The organism is Pseudonocardia sp. 2-7 (assembly GCF_056341085.1).
In genome coordinates this window covers 3,930,952-3,952,904 of record NZ_CP094507.1, presented here as the reverse complement: position 1 = coordinate 3,952,904, position 21,953 = coordinate 3,930,952, and the positions used below count along the sequence as shown (strand labels likewise).

The window sequence follows — 21,953 nt, the reverse complement described above, 5'->3', positions numbered from 1 at the left end:
TCGTCCGGGACTCACCAGGGCCCCGGACGACGCGGCGGTAGACCAGGTGGTCACGGACCCACGGATCGGAGCGAGCGAACGACCCCCGACAGGGCCGGTGCTCAGTCGCGCGGGTCGCGCTCGGCCCGCTCGCGACGGAGCCGGTCGAGTTCGTCGTTCGCCAGCGCGCTCCAGAACCGCAGGGCCGCGTGCTCCATCTCCAGGCCCAGCTCGATCGTGATCATGCGCGGCTCGGCCCACTCCTCGCGACCGTGCCGGGCGACCATGTCCTCGTAGTCGGCGATCCGGCTCTCGTGCTGGCGTATCTGCTCGCGGGCTAGTTTCTCGACGTCGTCGGGGGATCCCGCCTCGTTGAAGAACAGCTTGAGCTCGGCGATGTCGCGCATCTGGAAGTGCTCGGCGGTGGGCGCCGCCAGCCACTCACGCAGGGCCGCCCGGCCCTCGTCGGTCAGGGAGTAGGTCTTGCGCCGCCGTCCGTGCTCCTCGGTGTCGAGGGCGAGCAGGCCTGCGTCGGCGAGCCGGTCCGGCTCGGAGTACAGCTGCGCGTGCGGGAAGTGCCAGAAGTAGCCGACGGAGCGGCTGACCGCCCGCTTCAGGTCGTACGGCGTCGAGGGCCCGCGCAACGCGATCATGCCCAGGACCAGATACGACGTCGTGGACAGTCGCATCCGCGCTCCTCTCGTGCCGGCCGGTGCTCCGCGGACTCTAGACGAGGCGAATCGTCGATCCGCGGATGCGGCTCGACCCTCGCACGTGCGTCCCGCCACCGATGACCGACCCTCCTCCCCGGCGGATGCCGCCGGACGGGGTCGTTCCCGAGGCCGGTGGAATCCGGGGCTTCCCCTCTGACAGTCTGAACCGTATGGTCTGAAACAGACTAATGACGAGGGGGTCGGATGGACCTGGTGACGACGCTGCGATGGGCGGTCGAGCGCAACCCCGACCGGCCGGCGGTACGAGGAACCGGCAGGTGGCTCTCCTACCGGGAGTGGGACGCGCGGACCGACCGGCTGGCCGGGGCCCTGCGGAGCCTCGGCGTGGAGCGGGGGGCCCGGGTGGGCCTGGTGATGCACGGCGGCGAGCAGCTCGCGAGCCTGCACCTGGCCGTGCAGAAGCTCGGCGCGGTCTCGGTGCCGCTCTCGACCCGGTTCGGGGTCGAGGAGCTCGGCTACTGCCTGGGCGACGCCGACGTCCGCCTGGTGGTCGCCGACGCCGCGCACGCCGAGCGGGTCGCCGCCGCCGGCCTCGGGGACCTGCTGCGGGACGTGGCAGCCGTCGACGAGCTCGCCGAGCGGCTCGACAGCCCCGTCTGCGTCGCCCCGGACGAATCGGACCTCAGCGTCATGCTCTACACGTCGGGGACCACCGGGAAGCCGAAGGGTGTCCCGCGTACCCACCGGGCCGAGCACCTGGCAGCGGTCGCGCACGTGATGCAGACCCGGCAGCGGCAGGGGGTCGCGACCCTCGGGGTGATGCCGCTGTTCCACACGATGGGCCTGCGCACGCTGCTGGCCTCCGTCGTGGTCGGGGGCACGTGGGTGGGCCAGCCCGCCTTCGACGCCGACGAGTCGATGCAGCTGATCCTCGAGGAGAACGTCGGTTCCCTGTACCTGGTGCCGACGATCTACTGGTCGCTGCTGCGCACCGGACGGCTCGGTGACGCCCGTGCGCTCGACAACCTCGCCTACGCCGGTGCCGCCATGACCCCGTCGCTCGCCGAGAAGCTGGTCGACCAGGTCGCGCCCACCTCGTTCGTCAACCACTTCGGCTCGACCGAGATCTACACGTTCACCATCGGGCCCGACGTCGCCGCCAAGCCCGGCTGCGCCGGCCGGGCGGGGCTGTTCTCCCGGGTCCGGCTGATCGCGCCCGACGCGGGCGCCCCCGTCGACGAGGAGGTCCCGCGCGGGACGCAGGGGCAGGTGATCGTCTCGATGGCCTCGCCCGAGGCCTTCGGTGGCTACCGGAACCGGCCGGACGCGAACGCCAAGGCCATCCGGGACGGGTGGTACCACACCGGTGACCTCGCCGTCGCCGACTCCGACGGCGACCTCTGGGTCTCCGGCCGCACCGACGACATGATCAACTCCGGTGGCGAGAACATCTACCCGGACGAGATCGAGTCGGTCCTGACCCGCTGTCCCGCCATCGACGACGTCTGCGTGGTCGGACTGCCCGACGAGCGATGGGGACACGCGGTGACCGCGTTCGTGGTCCCCGCCCGCGGGACCGACCCGCTGGCCGCGGCCGAGCAGGCCCTGGCCTGGGCCCGGGAGCAACTGCCGTCGCTGAAGCGGCCGAAGCGGGTGATCGCCGTCGACTCGATCCCGCGGTCCGGGGTCGGCAAGACGCTGCGCCGCACGCTCGTCGCGGGCGAGTACGACCTGAGGGGAGAAGCACGTGTCTGATGTGTCCGATGTGTCTGTGGCCGCCCGCACCTGGGTCCCCAGCCGGGACGAGGACGCCGCGCTGGTCACCGGCCGGGGCGCGTTCCTCGACGACCTGGACCCGCTGCCCGGCACGCTGGTCGCCACCGTCGTGCGCTCCACCCGTCCGCACGCCCGGTTGCGTTCGGTCGACCTGAGCCGGGCCCGTGCCCATCCGGGGGTGGCGGCGGTGATCGGCCCCGACGAGGTGCGCGCCGCGCTGCGGCCCTTCCCCCTGTCGACCGGCGCGGTGATGCCCTACCTGCCCACCGGTGTGGACAAGGTGCGCTTCGTCGGCGAGCCGATCGCCGTCGTCGTCGCCTCGGACCGCTACGTCGCCGAGGACGCCGCCGAGCTCGTCGCCGTCGAGTACGACGACCTGGGTGCGGTCACCGCGGCCCGCGCCGCGCTGGAGCCGGACGCGCCGCTGCTGCACGAGGGCGCCGGGTCCAACGTCGCCACCGACCGGACCTTCTCCTTCGGTCCCGTCGAGGAGCGGTTCCGCGACGCCGCGCACGTGGTGACCGGCCGCTACGACTTCCCGCGCTACTCCTCGGTGCCGATGGAGTGCTACTCGGTCATCGCGCAGTGGAACGAGGGCGACGCCGGCCCCTCGGTCGAGGCCTGGGCGAACTTCCACGGACCGTTCTCGATGGTCCCGGTCATGGCCGGCGCGCTCGGGATCCCGACGTCGCGGGTGCGGCTGCACGTCCCCGCCGACATCGGCGGCAGCTTCGGGATCAAGGCCGGCATCTACCCCTACGTGGTGCTGATGGCGCTGGCCTCGAAGCACTCCGGCACGCCGGTGCGGTGGGCCGAGGACCGCGTCGAGCACCTGATGGCGAGCTCCACCGGTGCGGACCGGGCGATGACCTTCTCCGCCGCGGTCGACGCCGACGGCACCGTGACGGCCCTGCGCACCGACCTGATCGACAACGTCGGCGCCTACCTGCGCCCGCCGGAGCCCTCCACGCTCTACCGCTGCTATGGCAACATCACCGGGCCCTACCGCATCGACGCCGTCGAGATCCGGGCCCGCGCCGTGGTCACGAACACCATGCCGACCGGGCTGAACCGGGGCTTCGGCGGCCAGCAGCTCTACTTCGGGCTGGAACGGCTGATGGACGCGGTCGCCGCGGCGACCGGGCGCGACGTCGTCGAGGTGCGGCGGCGCAACCTGGTGTCGACGTTCCCGCACGAGACGGCGACCGGGGGCGTCTACGACTCCGGCGACTACGCCGCGGCGCTGGATCTGGCCGTGAAGAACGCCGACCTCGCCGAGCTGGAGCGCCGGCGCGAGGCGGCCCGGGCCGAGGGCGCCTTCTACGGCATCGGCACCGCACTGGTCGTCGACCCGTCCGGCACCAACATCGGCTACGTCGGCCTGGCCACCCCCGCCGAGGACCGCAAGCCGGGCCGGGACAAGTCCGGCTCCACCGAGCACGTCCGGATGTCGGTGGACCTGCAGGGGATCGTCACCGTGCTGCTCGGGTCGGTCCCGCAGGGTCAGGGCCACGCCACCGTGGCGCGGAAGGTCGCGGCGCAGCGGCTCGGGCTGCCGATCGCGCAGGTACGGGCGGTCGTCGACATGGACACCGCGACGACCCCGTGGACGGTCACGTCCGGGTCGTACTCGTCGCGGTTCGCGCCGCTCGTCACGAGCGCGGTCGTCGCCGCCGCGGACACCATCGCCGCCACGGTGAAGGCGGCCGGGGCCACGCTGCTGGAGGGAGCCGACCCGGGCGAGCTCACCCTGCTCGACGGGAAGGTCGTCCACCCGGACGGTCGTTCGGTCGCCTTCCGGCACGCCGCCGGCGTCGTGCACTGGGACCCGGCGTCGCTGCCCGACGGCGTCCCCGCCCGGCTCTACGCCGAGGCCGAGTTCTCCCCGCGGGAGACCCGCGCGGCCACGGCGGACGACCGGATCAACTCCTCGCTCTGCTACGGCTTCGTCGCCGAGATCGTCGCGGTGCGGATCGACCCGGACACCCTGGAGATCGAGGTCGACCGGGTGTCCTCGGTGCACGACGCCGGGACCGTCCTCGACCAGACCCTGCTCGACGGCCAGGTCTACGGCGCGCTCGTGCACGGCCTCGGCGGTGCCGCCTACGAGGAGTTCACCCACGCCGACTCCGGGCAGCCGACGGCGGCGACGTTCCTCGACTACCTGTGCCCGACCAGCGCCGAGGCCGGGTTCGACCTGCGAACCGACCACGTGGTGACCCCGTCACCGCTGACCCCGCTCGGCGCCAAGGGCTGCGGCGAGGGGTCGTCCATGAGCTTCCCGGTGGCCTACGCCAACGCCGTCGCCGACGCGCTGGCCCCCCACGGGATCGAGATCACCCGCCTGCCGCTGCACGGCGAGGTACTGCACCGACTGCTCACCGAGAAGGAGAACTCCTGACATGGCACTCACCGGCGGCGACGTCGTCCTGGAGCGCGCACACGACGGGCGGGTCGCGTACCTGACCCTGTCCCACGGCAAGTACACGGTCGTCACGATGGAGATGCGCCGGCTGGTCGCCGAGCGCTTCGCCGAGATCGACCGGGACCCGCAGGTCCGCGTCGTGGTGGTCCGCTCCGACGGCCAGCACTTCACCTCCGGCGGCGACATCGCCGGGTTCATGGAGGTCGACCCGATCGACCTCACCGACCTCGGCCAGGACGTCACCGCCCCGGCCCGCAGCACGAAGCCGGTCATCGCCGCGATCGACGGCTACTGCTTCGGCGTCGGGCTGGAGATGGCGCTGTCCTGCGACATCCGGCTCGGCACCGGCCGTACCCAGCTCGCGCTGCCCGAGATGAACCTCGGCATGATCCCCGGCTCCGGCGGCACCCAGCGCCTGGCCCGGCTGATCGGCCTGTCCCGGGCGAAGTTCCACATCATGACCGCGACCCGGATCCAGGCCCAGCAGGCGCTCGACTGGGGCATCCTGGCCGGCCTGTACGACGACCGCGACGCGCTCTACGCCGAGGTCGACGCGCTGGCGCTGAAGATGGCCGGGTTCTCCCCGGCCGCGCTGCGCACCGCCAAGGAGGTCCTCGACCGCGGCGTCGACGGCCCGCTCTACACCGGCATCGAGCTGGAGCGGAAGGCCTACTCGATGCTGCGGGCGACCGAGGACTTCGCCGAGGGCGTGAAGGCCTTCGGGGAGAAGCGCACCCCGAACTTCACGGGCCGCTGATGAAGGCCGCACCGTTCGCCTACGTCCGCCCCGGCCGGCTCGACGACGTGCTCGGCGAGCTCGCCGGCGGCGACGGCAAGGTGCTGGCCGGCGGCCAGTCCCTGGTGCCGGTCCTCGCGATGCGCCTGGGCCGCCCCGGCACCCTGGTCGACATCACCGCCGTGCCCGAGCTGACGGCAGCGGGACCGGAGCAGGACGGGTACCGGATCGGCGCGGCGGTGCGGCAGCGCGCGGTCGAGCACGACCGGTCCGCCCGCGCGGTCCCGCTGATCGGGATGGCCATGCCCTTCGTCGGGCACCGGGAGCTGCGCAGCCGGGGCACCGTCTGCGGCAGCCTCGCCCACGCCGACCCGGCCGCCGAGCTGCCCGCCGTCGCCTGCTGCGCGCAGGCGACGGTCGAGCTGGCCGGCCCGGCCGGGCGGCGGAGCATGCCCGCCGAGGAGTTCGTGACCGGCGCGATGACCACCGCGGCCGGGCCGGAGGACGTCGTCGTCGCGGTGACGTTCCCGCACGCCCGGCCGGGGGAGGGCTTCGGGTTCGCCGAGATCGCCCGCCGGCACGGCGACTTCGCGCTCGCCGGGGTGGTCACCCGGGTGCGGGTCGGCGACGACGGCGCGGTGACCGAGGCCCGGCTGACCGGGTTCGGGATCTCCGACCGCGCCGTGACCCGCGACGTGACACCGCTGCTCACCGAGCACGAGGACGACCTGCGCCCGGCCACCGCCGCACTGGCCGACGAGGTCGTCGACACCGGCGGGGACACCCACGGATCCACCGGCTACCGGCGCCGGTTGTTCGGGGTGCTCGCCGCCCGCGAGCTGTCCCGTGCGCTGCACCGCGCCCGGGACCGGAAGGAGCGTTCATGACCACGGTGGAGCCGAGGCGAACAGGTACTGCGGAGCCGCGGGACCGCGTCGCCGCCGACGAGACCGTCGGGATCACGATGACGGTGAACGGCACCGAGACGACCGTCACCGTGCCGCCCCGCGCCCACCTCGGTGACGTGCTGCGCGAGCAGCTCGGCCTCACCGGCACCCACCTGGGCTGCGAGCACGGCGTCTGCGGCATGTGCACCGTGCTCGTCGACGGCGAGGCCGCCCGCGCCTGCCTGCTGTTCGCGGTGCAGTGCGAGGGCGCCGAGATCGTGACCGTGGAGGGCCTGGGCACCCCCGAGGACCAGCACCCGCTGCAGCAGGCGTTCTCCGCCCACCACGCGCTGCAGTGCGGGTTCTGCACCCCCGGGATGCTCATGAGCAGCTACGACCTGCTCAGCAACACCCCGGAGGTGGAGAGCGAGGAGCTGCCCGAGCAGATGTCCGGCGTGCTCTGCCGGTGTACCGGCTACCGCGGGATCCTCGCGGCCGTCGAGGACGTGCGGCAGAGTCACCCGGACGGCGTCCCCGGGCCCCGGGCGTGCGGCGCGCGGACCCTGGTCGGGCGGGGGACCGGTGGCGGCAGCGGCGCCGGAGCCCCCGCCGAGGAGGTGCCGGCGGCGGCGCTCGCGCAGGAGGTGCGGCTGCCCTCCGGGCCGCCGTCCGCGGTCGTCGAGGTCACCAGCGCGCTCCGGCAGCCGGTCGAGCGGGTCTGGGCGGTGCTCGACGACTTCGACCTGCTCGCCCGCTGCCTGCCCGGCGCCCGGCTGACCGAGGTGCTCGACGGCGACCGCTACCGCGGCCGGGCCGTCGTCGCGCTCGGCCCGGTGAAGCTGTCCTTCGACGGTCTGGCCCAGGTCGTCGAGCGGGACCCGGCCGCGCACCGGCTGCGGTTCCACGCCCAGGGCGCCGACGCCGGCGGCAGCGCCACCCAGGCCGACGTCGTGCTGGCCGCCGAGGCCGGACCGGACGGCGGCACGGTCCTGACCGCGCACGCCGACGTCCACCTCACCGGCCGCGTCGCCCAGTTCGGCCGGGCGCTGGCCGGTGACGTCTCGCGGCGGCTGTTCGAGCAGTTCGCGACGAGCGTCGACGAGGCCGCCGAGACCGGGTCGGTCACCGAGCCCGGCCGCGGTGCGCAGCTCCGCCTGGTGCTGGGGACCGTCCGGGACACCGTCGGCGCGCTCGTCCGCCGGGGCCTCACCCGCGTCCGCACACTGCGGCGCCGGTAGCCGCCCGCTCCCTGCTCGGTGAGTGATCGCAAGGAGGCGACACCATGACCGCATCGACCGACGAGCCCGCCGAGGGCCCGGCCGCCGCACCGCCCACCCCGCCGGCCGAGCCGCGGCCGACCCGCCGCATCGAACCCGGCCCGGGGATCCGGTCCGGGCTGCGCGGCCTGCCCCGGCGGCTGAACCCCGCAACGGTCGGCGCCGGGGTGGTCGCGGCCGTGTTCGGCTGCACCGGGCCGGCGCTGATCGTGATCGACGGTGCCGCCGCGAACGGCCTGGACAGCCGGGTGATCGCGTCGTGGATCTTCGGGATCTACGTGTTCGGCGGCCTGATCTCGCTGTTCCTCGCCCTGCGCTACCGGATGCCGGTCGTCGGCGCCTTCTCCATCCCGGGGGCCGTCCTGGTGGTGGGGGCGCTGGGGACGTTCCCGTTCTCCGCCGTCGTCGGCGCGTTCCTCGTCGCGGGACTGCTCGTGCTCGTGCTCGGGCTGTCCGGCCTGATCGGCACCGTGTCCCGGTGGCTGCCGCAGCAGATCGTGATGGCGATGATCGCCGGGGCGCTGATCCGCTTCGGCACCGGCGTGGTGACCGCGGCCGAGTCCGCGCCGTGGATCGTCGCGGCCGCGGTCGCCGGGTTCCTGCTGCTGTCCCGGTTCGTACCGGCGGTGCCCGGCGCGCTCGGTGCGCTGGTCGCCGGGCTGGCCGCGGCCGCGGCCACGGGCGGCTTCACCACGCAGGCCACCGCCGTCGAGGGCTGGACGGCACCGGTGCTCGTGGCGCCGACGTTCGACCTCGCCGCGATCCTGGCCGTCGGGATCCCGCTGGCGGTCCTGGTGATCGCCGCGGAGAACGCCCAGGCCTACGGCGTGCTGCTCAGTCAGGGCTACCGGCCCCCGATCAACGCGATGACGGTCGCGAGCGGCGTGGGCGGGCTGCTGGCCCCGCTGACCGGCGGCCACAACGCCAACGTCGCGGGCCCCATGACCGCGATCTGCTCGGGTCCGCAGGCCGGGCCGGACCCCGACGCCCGCTACGCCGCGAGCGTGGTCAACGGCGTGCTGTTCATCGCGTTCGGCGCCCTCGCCGGGATCGCGGTCACCGCGGTCACGGCGCTGCCGACCGAGCTGGTGGCGGTGGTCGCGGGGCTCGCCATGATCGGGGTGCTGGTGTCGTCGTTCCGCGGCGCGTTCGGCGACGGCCGGTTCCGGACCGGTGCGCTGACGGCCCTGGTGGTCGCGATGAGCGGGGTCGCGCCGCTGGGGATCTCCAGCCCGTTCTGGGCGCTCGTCGCGGGGGTCGCGATCTCCGCGGTGGTCGAGCCGGGTGACTTCCGGGTGCGGGCCGCGACCGGGTGAGCCCCGGGACGCGGTCCGGTCAGGCGGTGACGGCCGGAGTGGGCCAGGTGAAGCGGTCGTCCTCGGCGTAGTCCTCGCACCGCGCCCGCAGCGCCGCGGTGACCTGGTCGGGGGCGTCCGCCCCGACCAGGAGCCGGAACGGGCCGTCGGGCGCGTGGACGTGCCGGCGCAGGGCGTCGACCGCCTCCGCGACGGGCGCCCCGAGCGGCCCCTCGGCCCGCCACGGCACCTCGGCCGTCCCGAACAGCTCGCGCCGCAGGTCGTCGTAGACGGCGGACGGGGTCGCGAAGTGCATCCCCGAGCCGGCCCAGTCCGTGTCGAACCCGCCGAGCTGGGCCACGGTGACGCGGACGCCGAACCGGGCCACCTCACCGGCGAGCGCCTGGGAGAAGCCCTCCAGCCCCCACTTGCCCGCGTTGTACAGACCCAGGGTCGGCATGGCACCGACCGCGCCGGTCGTGGAGATCTGGACGATGTGCCCCGCCCCCTGGGCGCGCAGGTGGGGGAGCACCGCCTGGGCGACCCACAGCGGTCCCAGCAGGTTCGTGTCCACGATGTCGCGCGCCTCCGCCTCCCCGGCCTCCTCGACCGCTCCGACGAGGCCGTAGCCGGCGTTGTTGACGACGACGTCGAGACGCCCGAACCGCGCGACACCGGCCGAGACCGCGGCCCGGACCGCGTCCCGGTCGCGGACGTCCGCCGTCGCGACGTGCAACGCCGACGGGAACTCCGTACGCAGGTCGGCGAGCGCGTCGGCCTGCCGGACGGTCGCCACCACCTGCTCGCCGGCGTCCAGCGCGGCCCGGGTCAGTGCCCGGCCCAGCCCCCGGCCGGCGCCGGTCACGAACCAGACGGGTTCTGGGGTGGCCGTCATAGGAACTCCTCGTCGTCGTGAACGTGCCGGAGAAACGATACGGAACGTTCCGTATCATATGCCATGCTGTTCCGGCGGGGTGGCCCCGCTCGGCCGCACCGGGATGTTCACGCCCGTTCGTGCCTACTCGACCGGACTCGGGCGATGTCGTGTTCGCGAACGTCCGCGGCATTGCGTCGGCTGTGGTTGTCCCTCGACCGGAGACTCGAACGGACCACGATCGGACGGTCTGAGTCGCGCCGAGCCGGTATCGACCCAGCTCCCGGGCGACCGTTTCGCTCGGAACGGTGACATGCGGGCACTGCCCGCAAACGCTGCGTGTCGGGCCACTAGGGTCGTTCGGGTCGATGGGACGATGAATCGGCGGCACGACGAGCGGAACGGCGGCCACATGATCCTGGATCTCCTCCCAGCCCTCGGGCCGCGCTGATGGCCCGCCTGCACGTTCTGGGTGACTGGCACGGGCCCGGGGAGGAGAAGTCCGCCCGCCACCTCGCCGATGCCCTCCCACCGCGGTGGGACGTGATCGCCGGACGGCAGGTCCCGGACTCGATGGGCACGGTCGACCTGGACCTGGTCGTCGTCGGTGACCACGCGGTGTTCGTCTGCGAGGAGAAGGCGTGGGGCCGGGAAGTCCTGGTGGGCGAAGTCGCGTGGTACGTCGACGGCGACCGTCGGCACAACCCCGCCAACCAGGTCGCGCATGCGTCGCGGGTGCTGGCCGGGCGTCTGCGGACGAAGGTCCCCGGATGGGCGGCGGCCCTGACCCGGCTCCCGCGGGGCACCCGCCCCGTCTCCGGGCATGTCGTCCTGTCGCACGACGCCCTCGCACTGCGTGGCGCCGAGGAGCTCGGCCCGGGCGTGGTACTCCGGCTGGCCGATGCCGCGGCGCGGCTCGTCGACCACGACGCCGCGTTCTCCGCCGCGCTCGCCCCGCTGCGTACGGCCCTGATGGACTACCTGCTCGGGCTGCAGCAGCGCGGCGACGACCGGCCGCCGCGCAAGATCATGCAGTATCGCGTGCTCGGGCGGTCGATGACCCAGGGCAACGCCCGCATCTTCCCCACCCGCAACCCGGCGGGGGAGAACGTCTACCTCCACTGCGTGCCGGTCACCGGGAGCGATCCCGCCGCGGCGCACCGGCTCGCCACCCGCGAGCACGACGCGCTCCAGGCGCTGGCTGCCCGTGAGCGGACCTGGCGGGTCCAGGGCTGGTTCGAGTGGGAGGGCTACGTCGTCACCCCCGTCGTGGTCGCGATGGACGGCACCAGCCTCGGCAAGCTCGCCCACGAGGCGCAGGGTCCGGTCGACGACGAGGTGGGCCGGGCCGTCGTGCAGGACGCGTTCGCCGCACTCGCCGACGTGCACGCCCAGGGCATCACCCACCGGGCCCTGCAACTGCGCAGCATCGAGGTGACTCCGCCGCCGCAGAACCGGGTCAGGTTCCGCGACCTGAGCCGCGCCCACCTGCCGTCCGCCCAGACCATCGCGCCGGTACTCGCCGACGACCATCCGTCCTCGGCGTTCCAGCCGCCGGGGACGGCCCCGGAGTTCTTCCAGCCGGGTGACGATGTCTACGCCCTCGCCCTGTGCCTCGTGCAGTGGCTGCACGGTGACGCCGGTGACCAGCCCGACCACGACCGTGCCCGCTCCCGGGCCACGGGGCACACGGTGTTCGGGGACCTGCTGCGCCGGTGCCTCGACCTGGACATCACCGTCCGGCCCACCGCCGCGGAAGCGGCCGCTCTGACCAGTCCCGCCCCGCCGCCGGCTCCGGAGCCGGAGCCGGCCGTGGCAGTGGTATCGCCCTCGCCGGTCGAGGACGAGCGCATGGAACCGGACGGGCTGCTCGCGGGCCGCTACCGCCTGCTGCACCGTCTCGGCGAGGGCGCCTGGGCCGTCACCTGGCTGGCCTGGGACGAGCGGCTGGAGGTGCAGCGCACGCTCAAACACCTGCATCCGCACCGGTCGCAGTTCGAGCACGTGCGGGCCGAGTACATGAACGCCGACGCCCTGGCCAGCCGCTACTGCGCCCGCGTCTACGACGTGCTGGCCAGGCCCGCCCCGGGCGTGCTTGTCCAGGAGTACGTCCCCGGTCAGAGTCTGCACGACGCCGCGCAGAACGACCGCATCACCGACGAGGAGCAGGTGCGGCGGATCGCCGTCGACGTCCTGAGGGGGCTCGCCGACGCCCACGAGCAGCTGCTCTACCACCGCGACGTCAGCCCGAACAACATCATCGTGCGGGAGGACGGCAGCGCCGCACTGATCGACTTCGGGTTGTCGATGCGAGTGACCGATGCCAAGTCCGCCGTCGGATCCCCGCCCTACACCGCGCCCGAGGTGATCACCCGGCGGCACTGGACGCCCGCCGCGGACATCTACAGCGCCGCGGTGTCGGTGTTGGACGCGGTGCTCGGCCGCTATCCGTACGCGGGGCTGTCGCTCGACGAGCGCCGCACCATGGTGCCGCCGTCACAGGCTCAGCGTCACCGCTACGGCGGTGCGCTGCTCGACACGCTGTTCCGGGCGGCGGCGTTCGACGAGAAGGACCGGCCGCAGAACGCCCGTGCCTTCGCCGACGAGGTCGACCGCGCACGGGACACCTCGCCCCCGCCCAGCGGAACCACACGCCTGGTCAACCCGACTGTCGGCGCATTGCGCGGCCTCTACCGGCGCAGCGAGATCGGCAACGCCGGCAACCGCGGGATGGATGACGAGTTCGCCCACGACACCTACGTCGACACCCGCCTCGACGACGAACTCCTCCCCGCCGTGCTGGACGGGGATCTCGACGTCGTCGTGCTCAGCGGCAACCCTGGCGACGGCAAGACGGCGTTCCTGGTCCAGGTCGGCCGCGCGCTCGACGAGCGCGGCGCGCAGACCCTCGCGACCGACGCTGCCGGGTGGCGTAAGCGGCTCGGCGGGCGCACCTTCGCTGCCGTCTACGACGCGTCGGAGTCGCATGGCGACCTCACCGCCGACGATCTGATGCGGTCCGCTCTCGATCCCGGCGACGGGGACGACCCGACCAGGCGCACCGTGCTACTCGCCGCCAACGACGGCCGCGTCGCCCAGTTCTTCGGCGAGCACGCCGACCGCTACCCCGAGGTGGTCACCGCGCTGGACCGGCAACGCGCGGACCGGCCGTCACCCGGCGCCCGCGTCGTGCTCGTCGACCTCAAGCGCCGCGCCCTCGCACTTCCCGCCGACTCGGAGCGGACCGGACTCGGCCTCGGCATCCTCGACGTGCTGACCGACCCGCCCCGGTGGAGCCTCTGCACCGGCTGCAGAGCGCACGACGTGTGCCCCATGCGGCGCAACGCCGCGCTCCTGCGGACCGACGGCGCCCGCACCGCCCTGTCGGAGCTCCTGCTCACCAGCCACCTGCGCCGACGGCGGCGCGCGACCGTGCGCGACGTGCGCTCGGCGCTCGGCTGGGTCATCACCGGCGACCTGTCCTGCGACGCCGTGCACCGTGAGTACGACCGCGGGCAGGACCCCGCCTCCGGTCCGGGGCGGCTCGCCCCGGACCTCGCGTTCACTCCGGACACCGGCGACTACCTGGTCGACGAGTGGTCTGAACTCGACCCGGCCGGCCTCGCCGCACCCGGTGTCGGCCGCGCAGCCCGTGCCGACCGGAGACTGTTGCCGGACCTGTCGGCGGTCGAGAAGGACGTCATGGGGGCGTTGAAGCGGTCGCTGTTCTTCGGTGCCTGGGAGGCGCCGCCCTCGGCGCGCCGGGAGGTCCGCGGCTACCGCTACCTCGACGAGTACCTCGCCGCTCTCGGCACCCCGAACCCGGCCCTGCCCCGGATGCTCCTCGGTGTCTCGCGGATCCTGGCGTACCCCGGCTACGACGGTGCGCAGCTCGCGCTGCGCGACCGCGCCTATGACGACCCGTCGGTGCGTGCGATCGTCGTGGTCAAGGAGCTGGAGGCGGGTGAGTTCCGGCTCGAACCGGCGGCGTCGCCGTCGCCGTATGTCGAGTCGTTCACCGACCAGCTCGTGCTGCGGCACCCCGGGTCCAACGCCCGGCTGCGCGTGACGGTCGACGTTGCAGAGGTGCTGCTGCGCGCCGCGGACGGGGAGATCGTCGGTGACACCGCGTCGGCCGCCCTGCGGCAGGAGATCGAGGGCTTCGGGAACCGGCTGCGGTTGCAGCCGGCACGGTCGGTCCGGGTGGTGGACGGCTCCGGCCGCGCCGTCCGCGCGACCGTGATCGACGGCGGGCGGATCGCCCTGGAGGACGGCTCGTGACGATCACCCTGCCCAAACCGCTGCGCACCTACCAGTACCGGCCGCTCACGGTGTTCTCGCTGCTCGACACCGACACCGACCGGGTGCTGCCGCAGCTGTTCGAGATGTGTGTGAAGGGCGGCCGGTCGAGCCGGTCGCGGACCGACTCGAAGGATTTCGTCGGCTACCGGGACACCCTGCTGCGCGAGGGCGCGATCGTCGGCTACTCCGATCAGTGGCAGTCCTTGGTAGACGGGTGGCTACGTACCTGCGTCGTCGACATGGGCGCCTTCGGACGTGGACATCGAGGGGAACAGATGCTGGCGGTCGCGCCGCTGACCCTCGCCGCTTACCGCGCCGGGCTACCGAGAGACCGGACCCGGCATGGAGGGATGGATGACTTCGCCTACCAAGCCTTGATCGAGGAGCTCGTTCGGGGTGGGTCGGAGAACCCGGCGGCCGAACTTCGTGAGCTGGTCGTTCGCACTGTCGGCCGCGGATTGTCGATCGGCCCGCAGCCCCGGTGGGAGCCGCAGCTCTCCGACCCGTCACAGCTCGACATCGGCGCGCTGTTGGAGTTCCGCTTTCTCGAGGGCTTCGACATGGCCGACGCTCGAGCGATCGAGAGCCGCGCGGGCGACAGCCCGATGCCTTCGGTCGCAGCTCAAGTCGGTGCGGACCTCCTGGGTCACCTTCGTGCCTACGGGAATGTCGTTCCGACCCAGTCGCTGATGGCGGGTTTCGCAGCGCTGCTCGCTACCGGCGTCTACACCTTCACGCTGCGTGCCAACGCAGCCGGAAGAATGCTCCTCGCTAGCGGTGGCGAGCTGCCGCCGGACATGCAGCGTGCTGACGGGGCCAGTGCCGCCTGCCCGTCCGATCTGGAGATCTACTGCGACCTCACCGGTGACCTCGGGTCGATCTCCGACCGACTCGCGCGTCGTTGTGTCGAACGCGATCTGGACCGGACCCGCCTGGCATTCCGGGACCGCATGACCTTCGTCGTCATTGAGCAGGCATTGAACCGGATCCCGGCTGAGAAGGCGCGTTTCGATGGTCTCGACCGGCCCGGTCAGCTCGGGCTGCTGGCGTCGCTTCGCGGTCATCGGCGCGTGGAGTCGTATTGCGAAGCACGTATCGACGACCTGGTCGCGGAGGCTGAGGGCAGCGATACCGTGACAGAGACTGAAATCGATTTTCTTCGCGAAGTGCAGGGCCGAGAGCACGCAGAACTCGACAAACTCCTTGATGTCATGCAGTTCGTCAGCCAGAGCAAGGCGTTGACGAACTCCGTAGGTTGGCTTCGCAGCGTCGGAGGCCTGACCAAGCCCTACGGCTTGCTCGACGGCGTGTCCACGAACCGCCGCTCCTGGCGCTACGCCCCCAGCGACGAGCAGCTGACAGCCCTCCTGATGGCCCTGTTCCTGACTCCGGACGGCACCTCCTACCGGCGTGCCATGCCGCTGCAGGACGTCCTCGCCGGACTACGCGACCGCTACGGGCTGCTCATCGACCGGCCACCGGCCTTCCTCGACGGCGCCGAGGCCCGGGCCGCGGCGACCGCGAACGTCGAGGCGTTCAAGCGCCGCCTGCAGCTGCTGGGCTGCTTCGACAGCCTGTCCGACGACTTCTCCGTGCAGACCGTCCGCCACCCCCTCGGAGACGCCTGATGACCACGGCACCCACCGCAGCAACCGCCCGCACCGGGCTGCCCGAACTGATCATCGAGACCCTCGCCGCGCAGATCGTCGACGCGATCGAGGGTCACGGAGCCGGGCACTGCGTGCGGATCGACAGCATCCGTCAGGCGGACGCCGAGGCACTGGTCCGTACGGTCCGCAGCAAGCTCGCCGCCCCCGCTGACGCCGACGTACACGTCCTGGCCGGGGAGGACCGGCCGGCCGACGGGGACCTCGCCGTCCCCGCGGAACGTGCGGTGGAACTGCGCAACCGCAAGGAACGCCCTCTGATCCTGATGGTCCCCATCGGGAGCGGCAGCAGCGCCAGCTCGCTGGACAACAGCTTCGCCCGGATCGACGTCGCCGGTCTGCTCACCGAGACCGGCGAGAACCTCGTCGCCGACATCGGGGACCCCGAGGTGCAGGACGCTGTCCGCCGCGTCGGACGGGAGCTGGGCCGCGACCGGCCGGTCGAGGCATGGGCCCGCTACGTCGCGACCGTCCTCGACGACCCCCGGTGGGAGACCGCGGGGGGAGCGCTGTGGATGGTCGGTCTGGTCCCCGACCTCGGTGGGGAGTCTCTCGTCGAGCGGCTCTCGCGCAACGCTCGCTGTGTCAAGGCCATCTCTCGGCCGCTGCGTGCCGTCGCATCGGTTCCCGACCGGCTCAGCGGCGCCGGCGTTCCGGAGGGCGCGGTCCGCGATCGCATCACCGCCTTCCTCACCGCGCCGGACGTCGATCTCTCCGACGCGGTGTCCTGGGCCGGGGACCTGGGTGACCCGGACCGCGCGGATGCCCTGACGTTTGAGCACTGGCCGCACGGCCAGGCCCTGTACGTGCCTGTGACGTCGCTACAGGTCACCCCGTTCCTCAAGGAGGACGGCGCGCTGCGGGCCGGGACCCGGCTGCTGCAGGACAGCCCCGGCGAGCTGCCCTACCTGGAGCTGGGGGAGGACAGCCCCGCGTCGGTCACTCTCGCCTGGAAGACCGATCCGGCAACGACCACCGCGATCGACCGCTGGCTGCTGGAGGCGCTGCCGCCGGAGGATCTGCGCGACGAGGACACCGAGCCGTTCGCCAAGCAGACCGTCAAGGGCGACAAGCGCCGTGGCACCGTCCGCGTCGACCTGGCCGAGGAGGACCTCGCCGCCGCCGCGCTGCTGGTCGTGCGGCTGACCGCGCTCGACGAGACCGGGCAGCCCGTCGCGCTCGCCGGGGGCGTGGACGCGGTCGAGGAGAGCCAGCAGTTCGCCGTCCGCTGGGAGGCCGAGGCGGCCACCCCGAGCGCCGGCCGGCGCGCGTCGGCACCGTCGATGGCCCAGGCTCGGCTCGACGCCGCGCTCGACGGCCAGGACGATCTGGCCACCGACGCCCCCGCCTGGGACGGCGGCACCTTCTCCGTCCGGCTCGGCGGGCGGCGGACCGTCCGGCTGTCCCTCAGCCCGGCGCTGACGGCGTTGCAGCGACGCATCCTGGACGAGCGCGGCCTGTCCACCGCGTGGGAGGCACAGGGGCGGCTCGGTGAGACCCTCGACATCGGCACCGTGGAGCCGATCCGCGAGGAGCTGCCGCAGACGTTGTCCGAGCGGCGGCGCAAGCTGTTCGACCGTCTCTCCGCGCGCCACCCGCAGGACGTCGTCGAGGCTCTCGAGTGGGACGAGGACCTGCGCGTCGAGGTCGACGTGTACTGCCAGACCTACAAGCGGGCACTCGATGCCGCGCCGGACGCGCGGACCCGGCGGGCGCTGCTGACCATGGACACGCTCATGCTCAGCGTCGCCACGGCCGGGCACGCGCCCATCGCATCCGTCGTCGTCCTTCCGCTGCACCCGATGCGACTGGCCTGGGCCGCCGAGCATGCGGCGACCCTCGGGCGCTGGTCGCGCGAGCTCGCCGATCTCGGGAAGTCGAAGGTCGCTCGCCGGCAGGCCGTCGACGCCCGGCTCGTCTCCCGGATCGTGCCCGCCAACCTGCCCTTCGCGGTGTTCGGGGCCGACGGTTCGCCGTTCGTCTACGTCCGGGAGGCGACCCTGGGCACGGGGCTCTATCTGGACCCCGGCGAGCCCGAGCCGGGCGCAGCAATCCAGGCCGTATTCGACGTGCTCGGGCTCGACCGTCGTGACGTCACCCCGGAGGTCCCGGCCTCCGTGCTGGCCGAACGGGTCGAGGCGTACCGGACGGTCAACCCCGGCCAGAGCGCGATGCGCCTGCTCGCCTACAACCCGGGATCGGGGGACCTGCTGGCCAGGGCCCTGTCCAGCGCGGTTCTCGAGACGGGTGGCGACGAGGAACTGTCCGTCGCACCGGCCCGGGTCGAGGTCACCGCGTACAGCTCGCGGCGTTCCCTCACCGATCCGCTCCCCGCGCTGACCGACCTGCAGCGCCGCGTCGCCGCCCGCCAGGTCCGGGGGACCACCTCGTACTTGACCCCGCCGCTGGGCGTCAGCGTCCGTCCGTCTGACCTGCTGGCCTCCGACGACGCCGCCGCCCACCTCGCGGTCGTCTCCGACCTTGCCGACGTCCGGGCCGACGCCGCGGCCGAGGCCACCGACGTCGCGGTCAGGGACCCCGCCGCGTCGTTCCGCAACCTGCTCACCCCGGCCTCGAACCAGCGGGCCGCGGTCGACGGCGACGTCGTCTGGCGCACTGCGCCCGCGCTGCGCGCCCGCACCCGCGAGGGGGCCGCCGACAGCGTCGACGCGCACCGCTCCTACCAGGCAGCTCTGGCCACGGAGCTCGGCTACTCCGCGAGCTCGGTCGCCCTGGCCGCGCGGCTCGGGCCCCGGCAGCAGGACGCGCTGCGTGCCGCCCACGAACGGGCCGACTGGGTCCTCACCCTCGACCGCAACCTCGGGGTCGACCTGTTCACCGGGCCCGCCGGGAGGGCCGACCCCGCGCGGCCCTACATCCTCGACTACGCACCCGACTTCCTGGAGGGGCTCGGCCCGCGGCTGACCGTCACGACCACCCACCGCGGTGAGGTCGAGCGGCTGCTCGCGGACGCCATGCTCGAACTGGACCTCGCGACCGTCGACCAGTCCGTCCGCGACATCCTCAACCACCTGCAGGTCGTGTCCGGCCGGCTGGCGATGCGCCTGATCGGCCGCTCCAACCTGGCGACCGAGGCAGTCAGCCTCGCCGCCCTGATGGCCCACCTGCGCCGACGAGGAGAGCTCGACGGCACCGTGGTCGTACCGGTCGACGCGCACATGGACGTCTTCGGCGAGTCCGGTGCCGAGGCGGGCTCGCGGCGCTGTGACCTGGTCCTGGTCCGCTCCACCGCGCGCACCCTGCGCCTGGAATGCATCGAGGTGAAGTCGCGCAAGGCCGCGGCCCTGCCGACCGCACTCGTCGACGACATCGTCGAACAGCTCGACTCGACGGTGTCGATGCTGCAGAACACGTTCTTCCGCTCCGACCCACCGCGCATCGACGCCGAGCTGCAGCGCGCCCGCCTCAGCGGCATCCTCCGCCATCACGCCGACCGGGCGCTCGCAATGGGCCTGCTCGACTCCGCTCGCCGTTCGGACATCGAGCGGCTGTTCGAGAAGGTCGAGGACGGCACGCTGGTCCCGGAGATCGGACGCCGCGGCTACGTCGTGAGCCTGTCGGGGCCCGAGGGCTTCCCCGCGACCCACCGCGGCGTTCGGATCGACGTCCTGACCGCGGCCGATCTCGGTGAAGTCGGCTTCTCGGCGCGCGTGAGCAGCGGGGAACCGGAGCTCCCGCCGGTCCGGTCGCCGCGGCCGTCGCCGCACCCACGCACCGCGCCCCGCGCGACCGAGCACGGGGAGTCGGCCCCGCCGGGTCCACCGCCTGCCGCTGCGGCGTCGCCCCTGACGCGGCCCCGACCGGCGCCGTACGCGGATCGGCAGCAGCCGGGCCGGCCCCCGGCCGGTCCGGTGCGCCCGCCCGCGCCGCCCTCCGTGCCGTCGTTGTCCCCGCAGCCGGCCACGCCGGGGAACCCGAGCGGCTCGGCCGCGCCGCCGGACCCGGGTACGCCCGCACCACCGGGCGGAGCGGTCGAGGCGACCGCGCCGCTCCGGCCGGTCACCCCGTCCGGTGCCGGCTCGGACCCCGTGCCGGCGGCCGGCACACCCCGGCCCGCCTCGTTCCCGGAGTCCGTCGACGTGCACCTCGGCGACGACGCGCATGCGGGTCAGGCGCGTTGGCGCATCAGCACCGCCGGTAGCCCGCATCTGTTCGTCCTCGGCATCCCCGGGCAGGGCAAGTCCGTCACGACCCGGCGCATCCTCAACTCCTTCGCCGCACAGGGGCTGCCGTCGCTCGTCCTGGACTTCCACGGCGACATGGCTGCCGAGCCTCCCGGGACGTCGGCGGTGCTCGACGCGACCGACGGGCTCCCCTTCTCGCCCTTCGAGCTCCGCGGCGACGACCACACCCGCTTCCAGCAGGCGGCCTGGGAGCTGTCCGAGGTCATCGGCTACGTCTGCGGGCTGGGGGAGATCCAGCGCAACGCGGTGTACGAAGGATTGCGCGAGGTCTACAAGGCACGCGGGTTCGGTTCCCCGGGCGGCCCGGACCGTCTGCCGACCATGGACGAGCTCGCCGACGCGGTCGCGGCGGTCGAGAGCGCCGGTCGTGGCCGCAACGTCGTCGCCCGGATGCGGCCGTTGAGCGATTTCGGTCTGTTCACCGACGACGCCGACCGGCCGTTCTCCGGCCTGCTGCAGCGTGGTGTGGTCCTGGACGTGCACGGCCTGATGGAGCAGGTCCAAATCGCTGCCGGCGCGTTCGTGCTGCGCAAGGTGTACCGCGAGATGTTCCAGTGGGGACAGTCGCCACAGCTGCGGCTTGCGGTGGTGCTCGACGAGGCCCATCGACTGGCGAAGGACGTCACCCTCCCGAAGATCATGAAGGAGGGGAGGAAGTACGGCGTCGCCGTCGTCGTCGCGAGCCAGGGGGTCGCCGACTTCCACAAGGACGTCCTCGCGAACGCGGGCAGCAAGGTCGCCTTCCGCTGCAACTTCCCCGAGAGCCGGACCGTCGCGGGGTTCATGCGGGGACGCGCGGGCCAGGATCTCGCCGTTGCCCTGGAGAACCTGTCCGTAGGGCAGGCCTACGTGTCGACGCCGGACCGCGCCGAAGCTCGGAAGGTCTTCATGGCGAGAGACTGACCGAGCCCCGGCCTGCCGGGGCCGTGCTCCCGGGCGCGGCCGTCTCGTCGCGCACGGCCCCGCTAAAGGCTGTACGGAACGTTCCGTTCTGATCAGTATCCTGTCCGTGTGGACAACGACGGCCCTGACCGCCCGCCGGTCCCGATCAGCCGTTCCGAACGTGCGCGCACCGCCGCGCTCGAAGCGGCACTGGCGCTGACCTCGGAGCTGTCGTACCCGCAGGTCACGATGGAGGCGATCGCGGCGCGCGCCGGCGTCGGCAAGGCGACGCTCTACCGGCGATGGCCCCACCGGGGGGCCCTGCTGGTCGATGCCGTGGCCCACCGCAACGCGATGGCTGCGGTCGGCGGGGGCGGGATCGCGGACACCGGCGACCTGCTCGCCGACCTCACGGTGGTGATGCGCTCCGTCGTCGATGAGCTCGAACAGCCCGAATGGGACGCGTTGCTGCGGGCACTGTGTGTTGAGGCGCTCGTCGACACCGCGGTCGGTGCACGGGTGTGGGAGGAGGTCGTCGCCCCACAGGTCAGCCTGTTCGCCTCCCGGTTCGCGTCGGCGAGGGCGGCCGGTGACATCAAGGGTTCCGTGGGCGACCTCGAGGCGTTCGAGCTGGTCGTCGCGCCGGTGTTCCACCGGTGGCAGCTGCGGACGGGGGAGCTCGACCACGCCTACGCCGACGCGGTCGTGCGGCGCGCCTGCCACGCGCTCGCCGCCTGAGCGCCGGTCGTACCCGTCGAGCCGCTTCGGGCACGGTGCGGTGAGCCGCACCCATCGCAGATCTCCGTCCGCCTCGCCGGCCGTCGCCCGGATCCTCGGCGGTTCGCCCCGGGTGGTGGCCCGGGTCGTGGTGGCGGGCCCGCCCGCCGGGGCCGAGAACGGTGCACTCCGAACGGGCTCCGCGACACGGCCGAACGAGAGTCGTCCCCGTCACAGTGACCGCGTTCCGTAACCGG

General features: G+C 73.1%; 12 protein-coding genes. 10 read left to right on the top strand and 2 right to left on the bottom strand.

Annotated elements, in window-relative coordinates:
• Positions 1-101: 101 nt before the first annotated feature.
• On the bottom strand, positions 102-668 hold the full coding sequence (locus MTO91_RS18945; RefSeq protein WP_073577276.1) for a PadR family transcriptional regulator: 567 nt from the start codon (positions 666-668) through the stop codon (positions 102-104).
• Between the two features lie 228 nt (positions 669-896).
• Between MTO91_RS18945 and MTO91_RS18940 the strand changes: the two genes are divergently transcribed.
• From MTO91_RS18940 to MTO91_RS18915, 6 genes are read left to right on the top strand one after another with little or no spacing between them, the layout of a single operon-like run.
• Positions 897-2,408 carry a class I adenylate-forming enzyme family protein gene (locus tag MTO91_RS18940; protein WP_179762221.1) on the top strand — a complete coding sequence of 504 codons (1,512 nt, stop codon included), beginning with the start codon at positions 897-899 and terminating at the stop codon, positions 2,406-2,408.
• A 16-nt stretch (positions 2,409-2,424) separates the two neighbouring features.
• Positions 2,425-4,830, top strand: a complete 2,406-nt coding sequence (locus tag MTO91_RS18935; RefSeq protein WP_253067790.1) for a xanthine dehydrogenase family protein molybdopterin-binding subunit — start codon at positions 2,425-2,427, stop codon at positions 4,828-4,830.
• Between the two features lies 1 nt (position 4,831).
• Positions 4,832-5,611: an enoyl-CoA hydratase/isomerase family protein gene (locus MTO91_RS18930; protein ID WP_179762222.1), complete on the top strand. Its 780-nt coding sequence runs from the start codon at positions 4,832-4,834 to the stop codon at positions 5,609-5,611.
• Positions 5,611-6,477, top strand: coding sequence for an FAD binding domain-containing protein (locus MTO91_RS18925; protein WP_093353927.1), 867 nt, complete (start codon positions 5,611-5,613; stop codon positions 6,475-6,477). Before MTO91_RS18930 ends, MTO91_RS18925 begins: the two co-directional genes overlap by 1 nt.
• Positions 6,474-7,715, top strand: coding sequence for a 2Fe-2S iron-sulfur cluster-binding protein (locus tag MTO91_RS18920; protein ID WP_476652136.1), 1,242 nt, complete (start codon positions 6,474-6,476; stop codon positions 7,713-7,715). The genes MTO91_RS18925 and MTO91_RS18920 overlap by 4 nt, the downstream gene beginning before the upstream one ends.
• Before the next feature lie 44 nt (positions 7,716-7,759).
• Positions 7,760-9,070, top strand: a complete 1,311-nt coding sequence (locus tag MTO91_RS18915) for a benzoate/H(+) symporter BenE family transporter (RefSeq protein WP_476652135.1) — start codon at positions 7,760-7,762, stop codon at positions 9,068-9,070.
• A gap of 19 nt (positions 9,071-9,089) precedes the next feature.
• On the opposite strand, the gene MTO91_RS18910 is transcribed toward MTO91_RS18915, so the two are convergent.
• On the bottom strand, positions 9,090-9,944 hold the full coding sequence (locus tag MTO91_RS18910) for an SDR family NAD(P)-dependent oxidoreductase (RefSeq protein WP_379673907.1): 855 nt from the start codon (positions 9,942-9,944) through the stop codon (positions 9,090-9,092).
• Between the two features lie 429 nt (positions 9,945-10,373).
• On the opposite strand from MTO91_RS18910, the gene MTO91_RS18905 reads away from it, so the two are divergent.
• From MTO91_RS18905 to MTO91_RS18890, 4 genes are all read left to right on the top strand, one after another.
• Complete coding sequence (locus tag MTO91_RS18905) at positions 10,374-14,204, top strand: protein kinase domain-containing protein (protein ID WP_405416027.1); 3,831 nt, start codon at positions 10,374-10,376, stop codon at positions 14,202-14,204.
• Positions 14,201-15,853, top strand: a complete 1,653-nt coding sequence (mads7, locus tag MTO91_RS18900; RefSeq protein WP_405416029.1) for a methylation-associated defense system protein MAD7 — start codon at positions 14,201-14,203, stop codon at positions 15,851-15,853. Before MTO91_RS18905 ends, mads7 begins: the two co-directional genes overlap by 4 nt.
• Positions 15,853-21,000, top strand: a complete 5,148-nt coding sequence (locus MTO91_RS18895; protein WP_379673904.1) for a helicase HerA domain-containing protein — start codon at positions 15,853-15,855, stop codon at positions 20,998-21,000. Before mads7 ends, MTO91_RS18895 begins: the two co-directional genes overlap by 1 nt.
• A 108-nt stretch (positions 21,001-21,108) precedes the next feature.
• Positions 21,109-21,717, top strand: a complete 609-nt coding sequence (locus MTO91_RS18890; protein WP_379673903.1) for a TetR/AcrR family transcriptional regulator — start codon at positions 21,109-21,111, stop codon at positions 21,715-21,717.
• Positions 21,718-21,953: the final 236 nt, after the last annotated feature.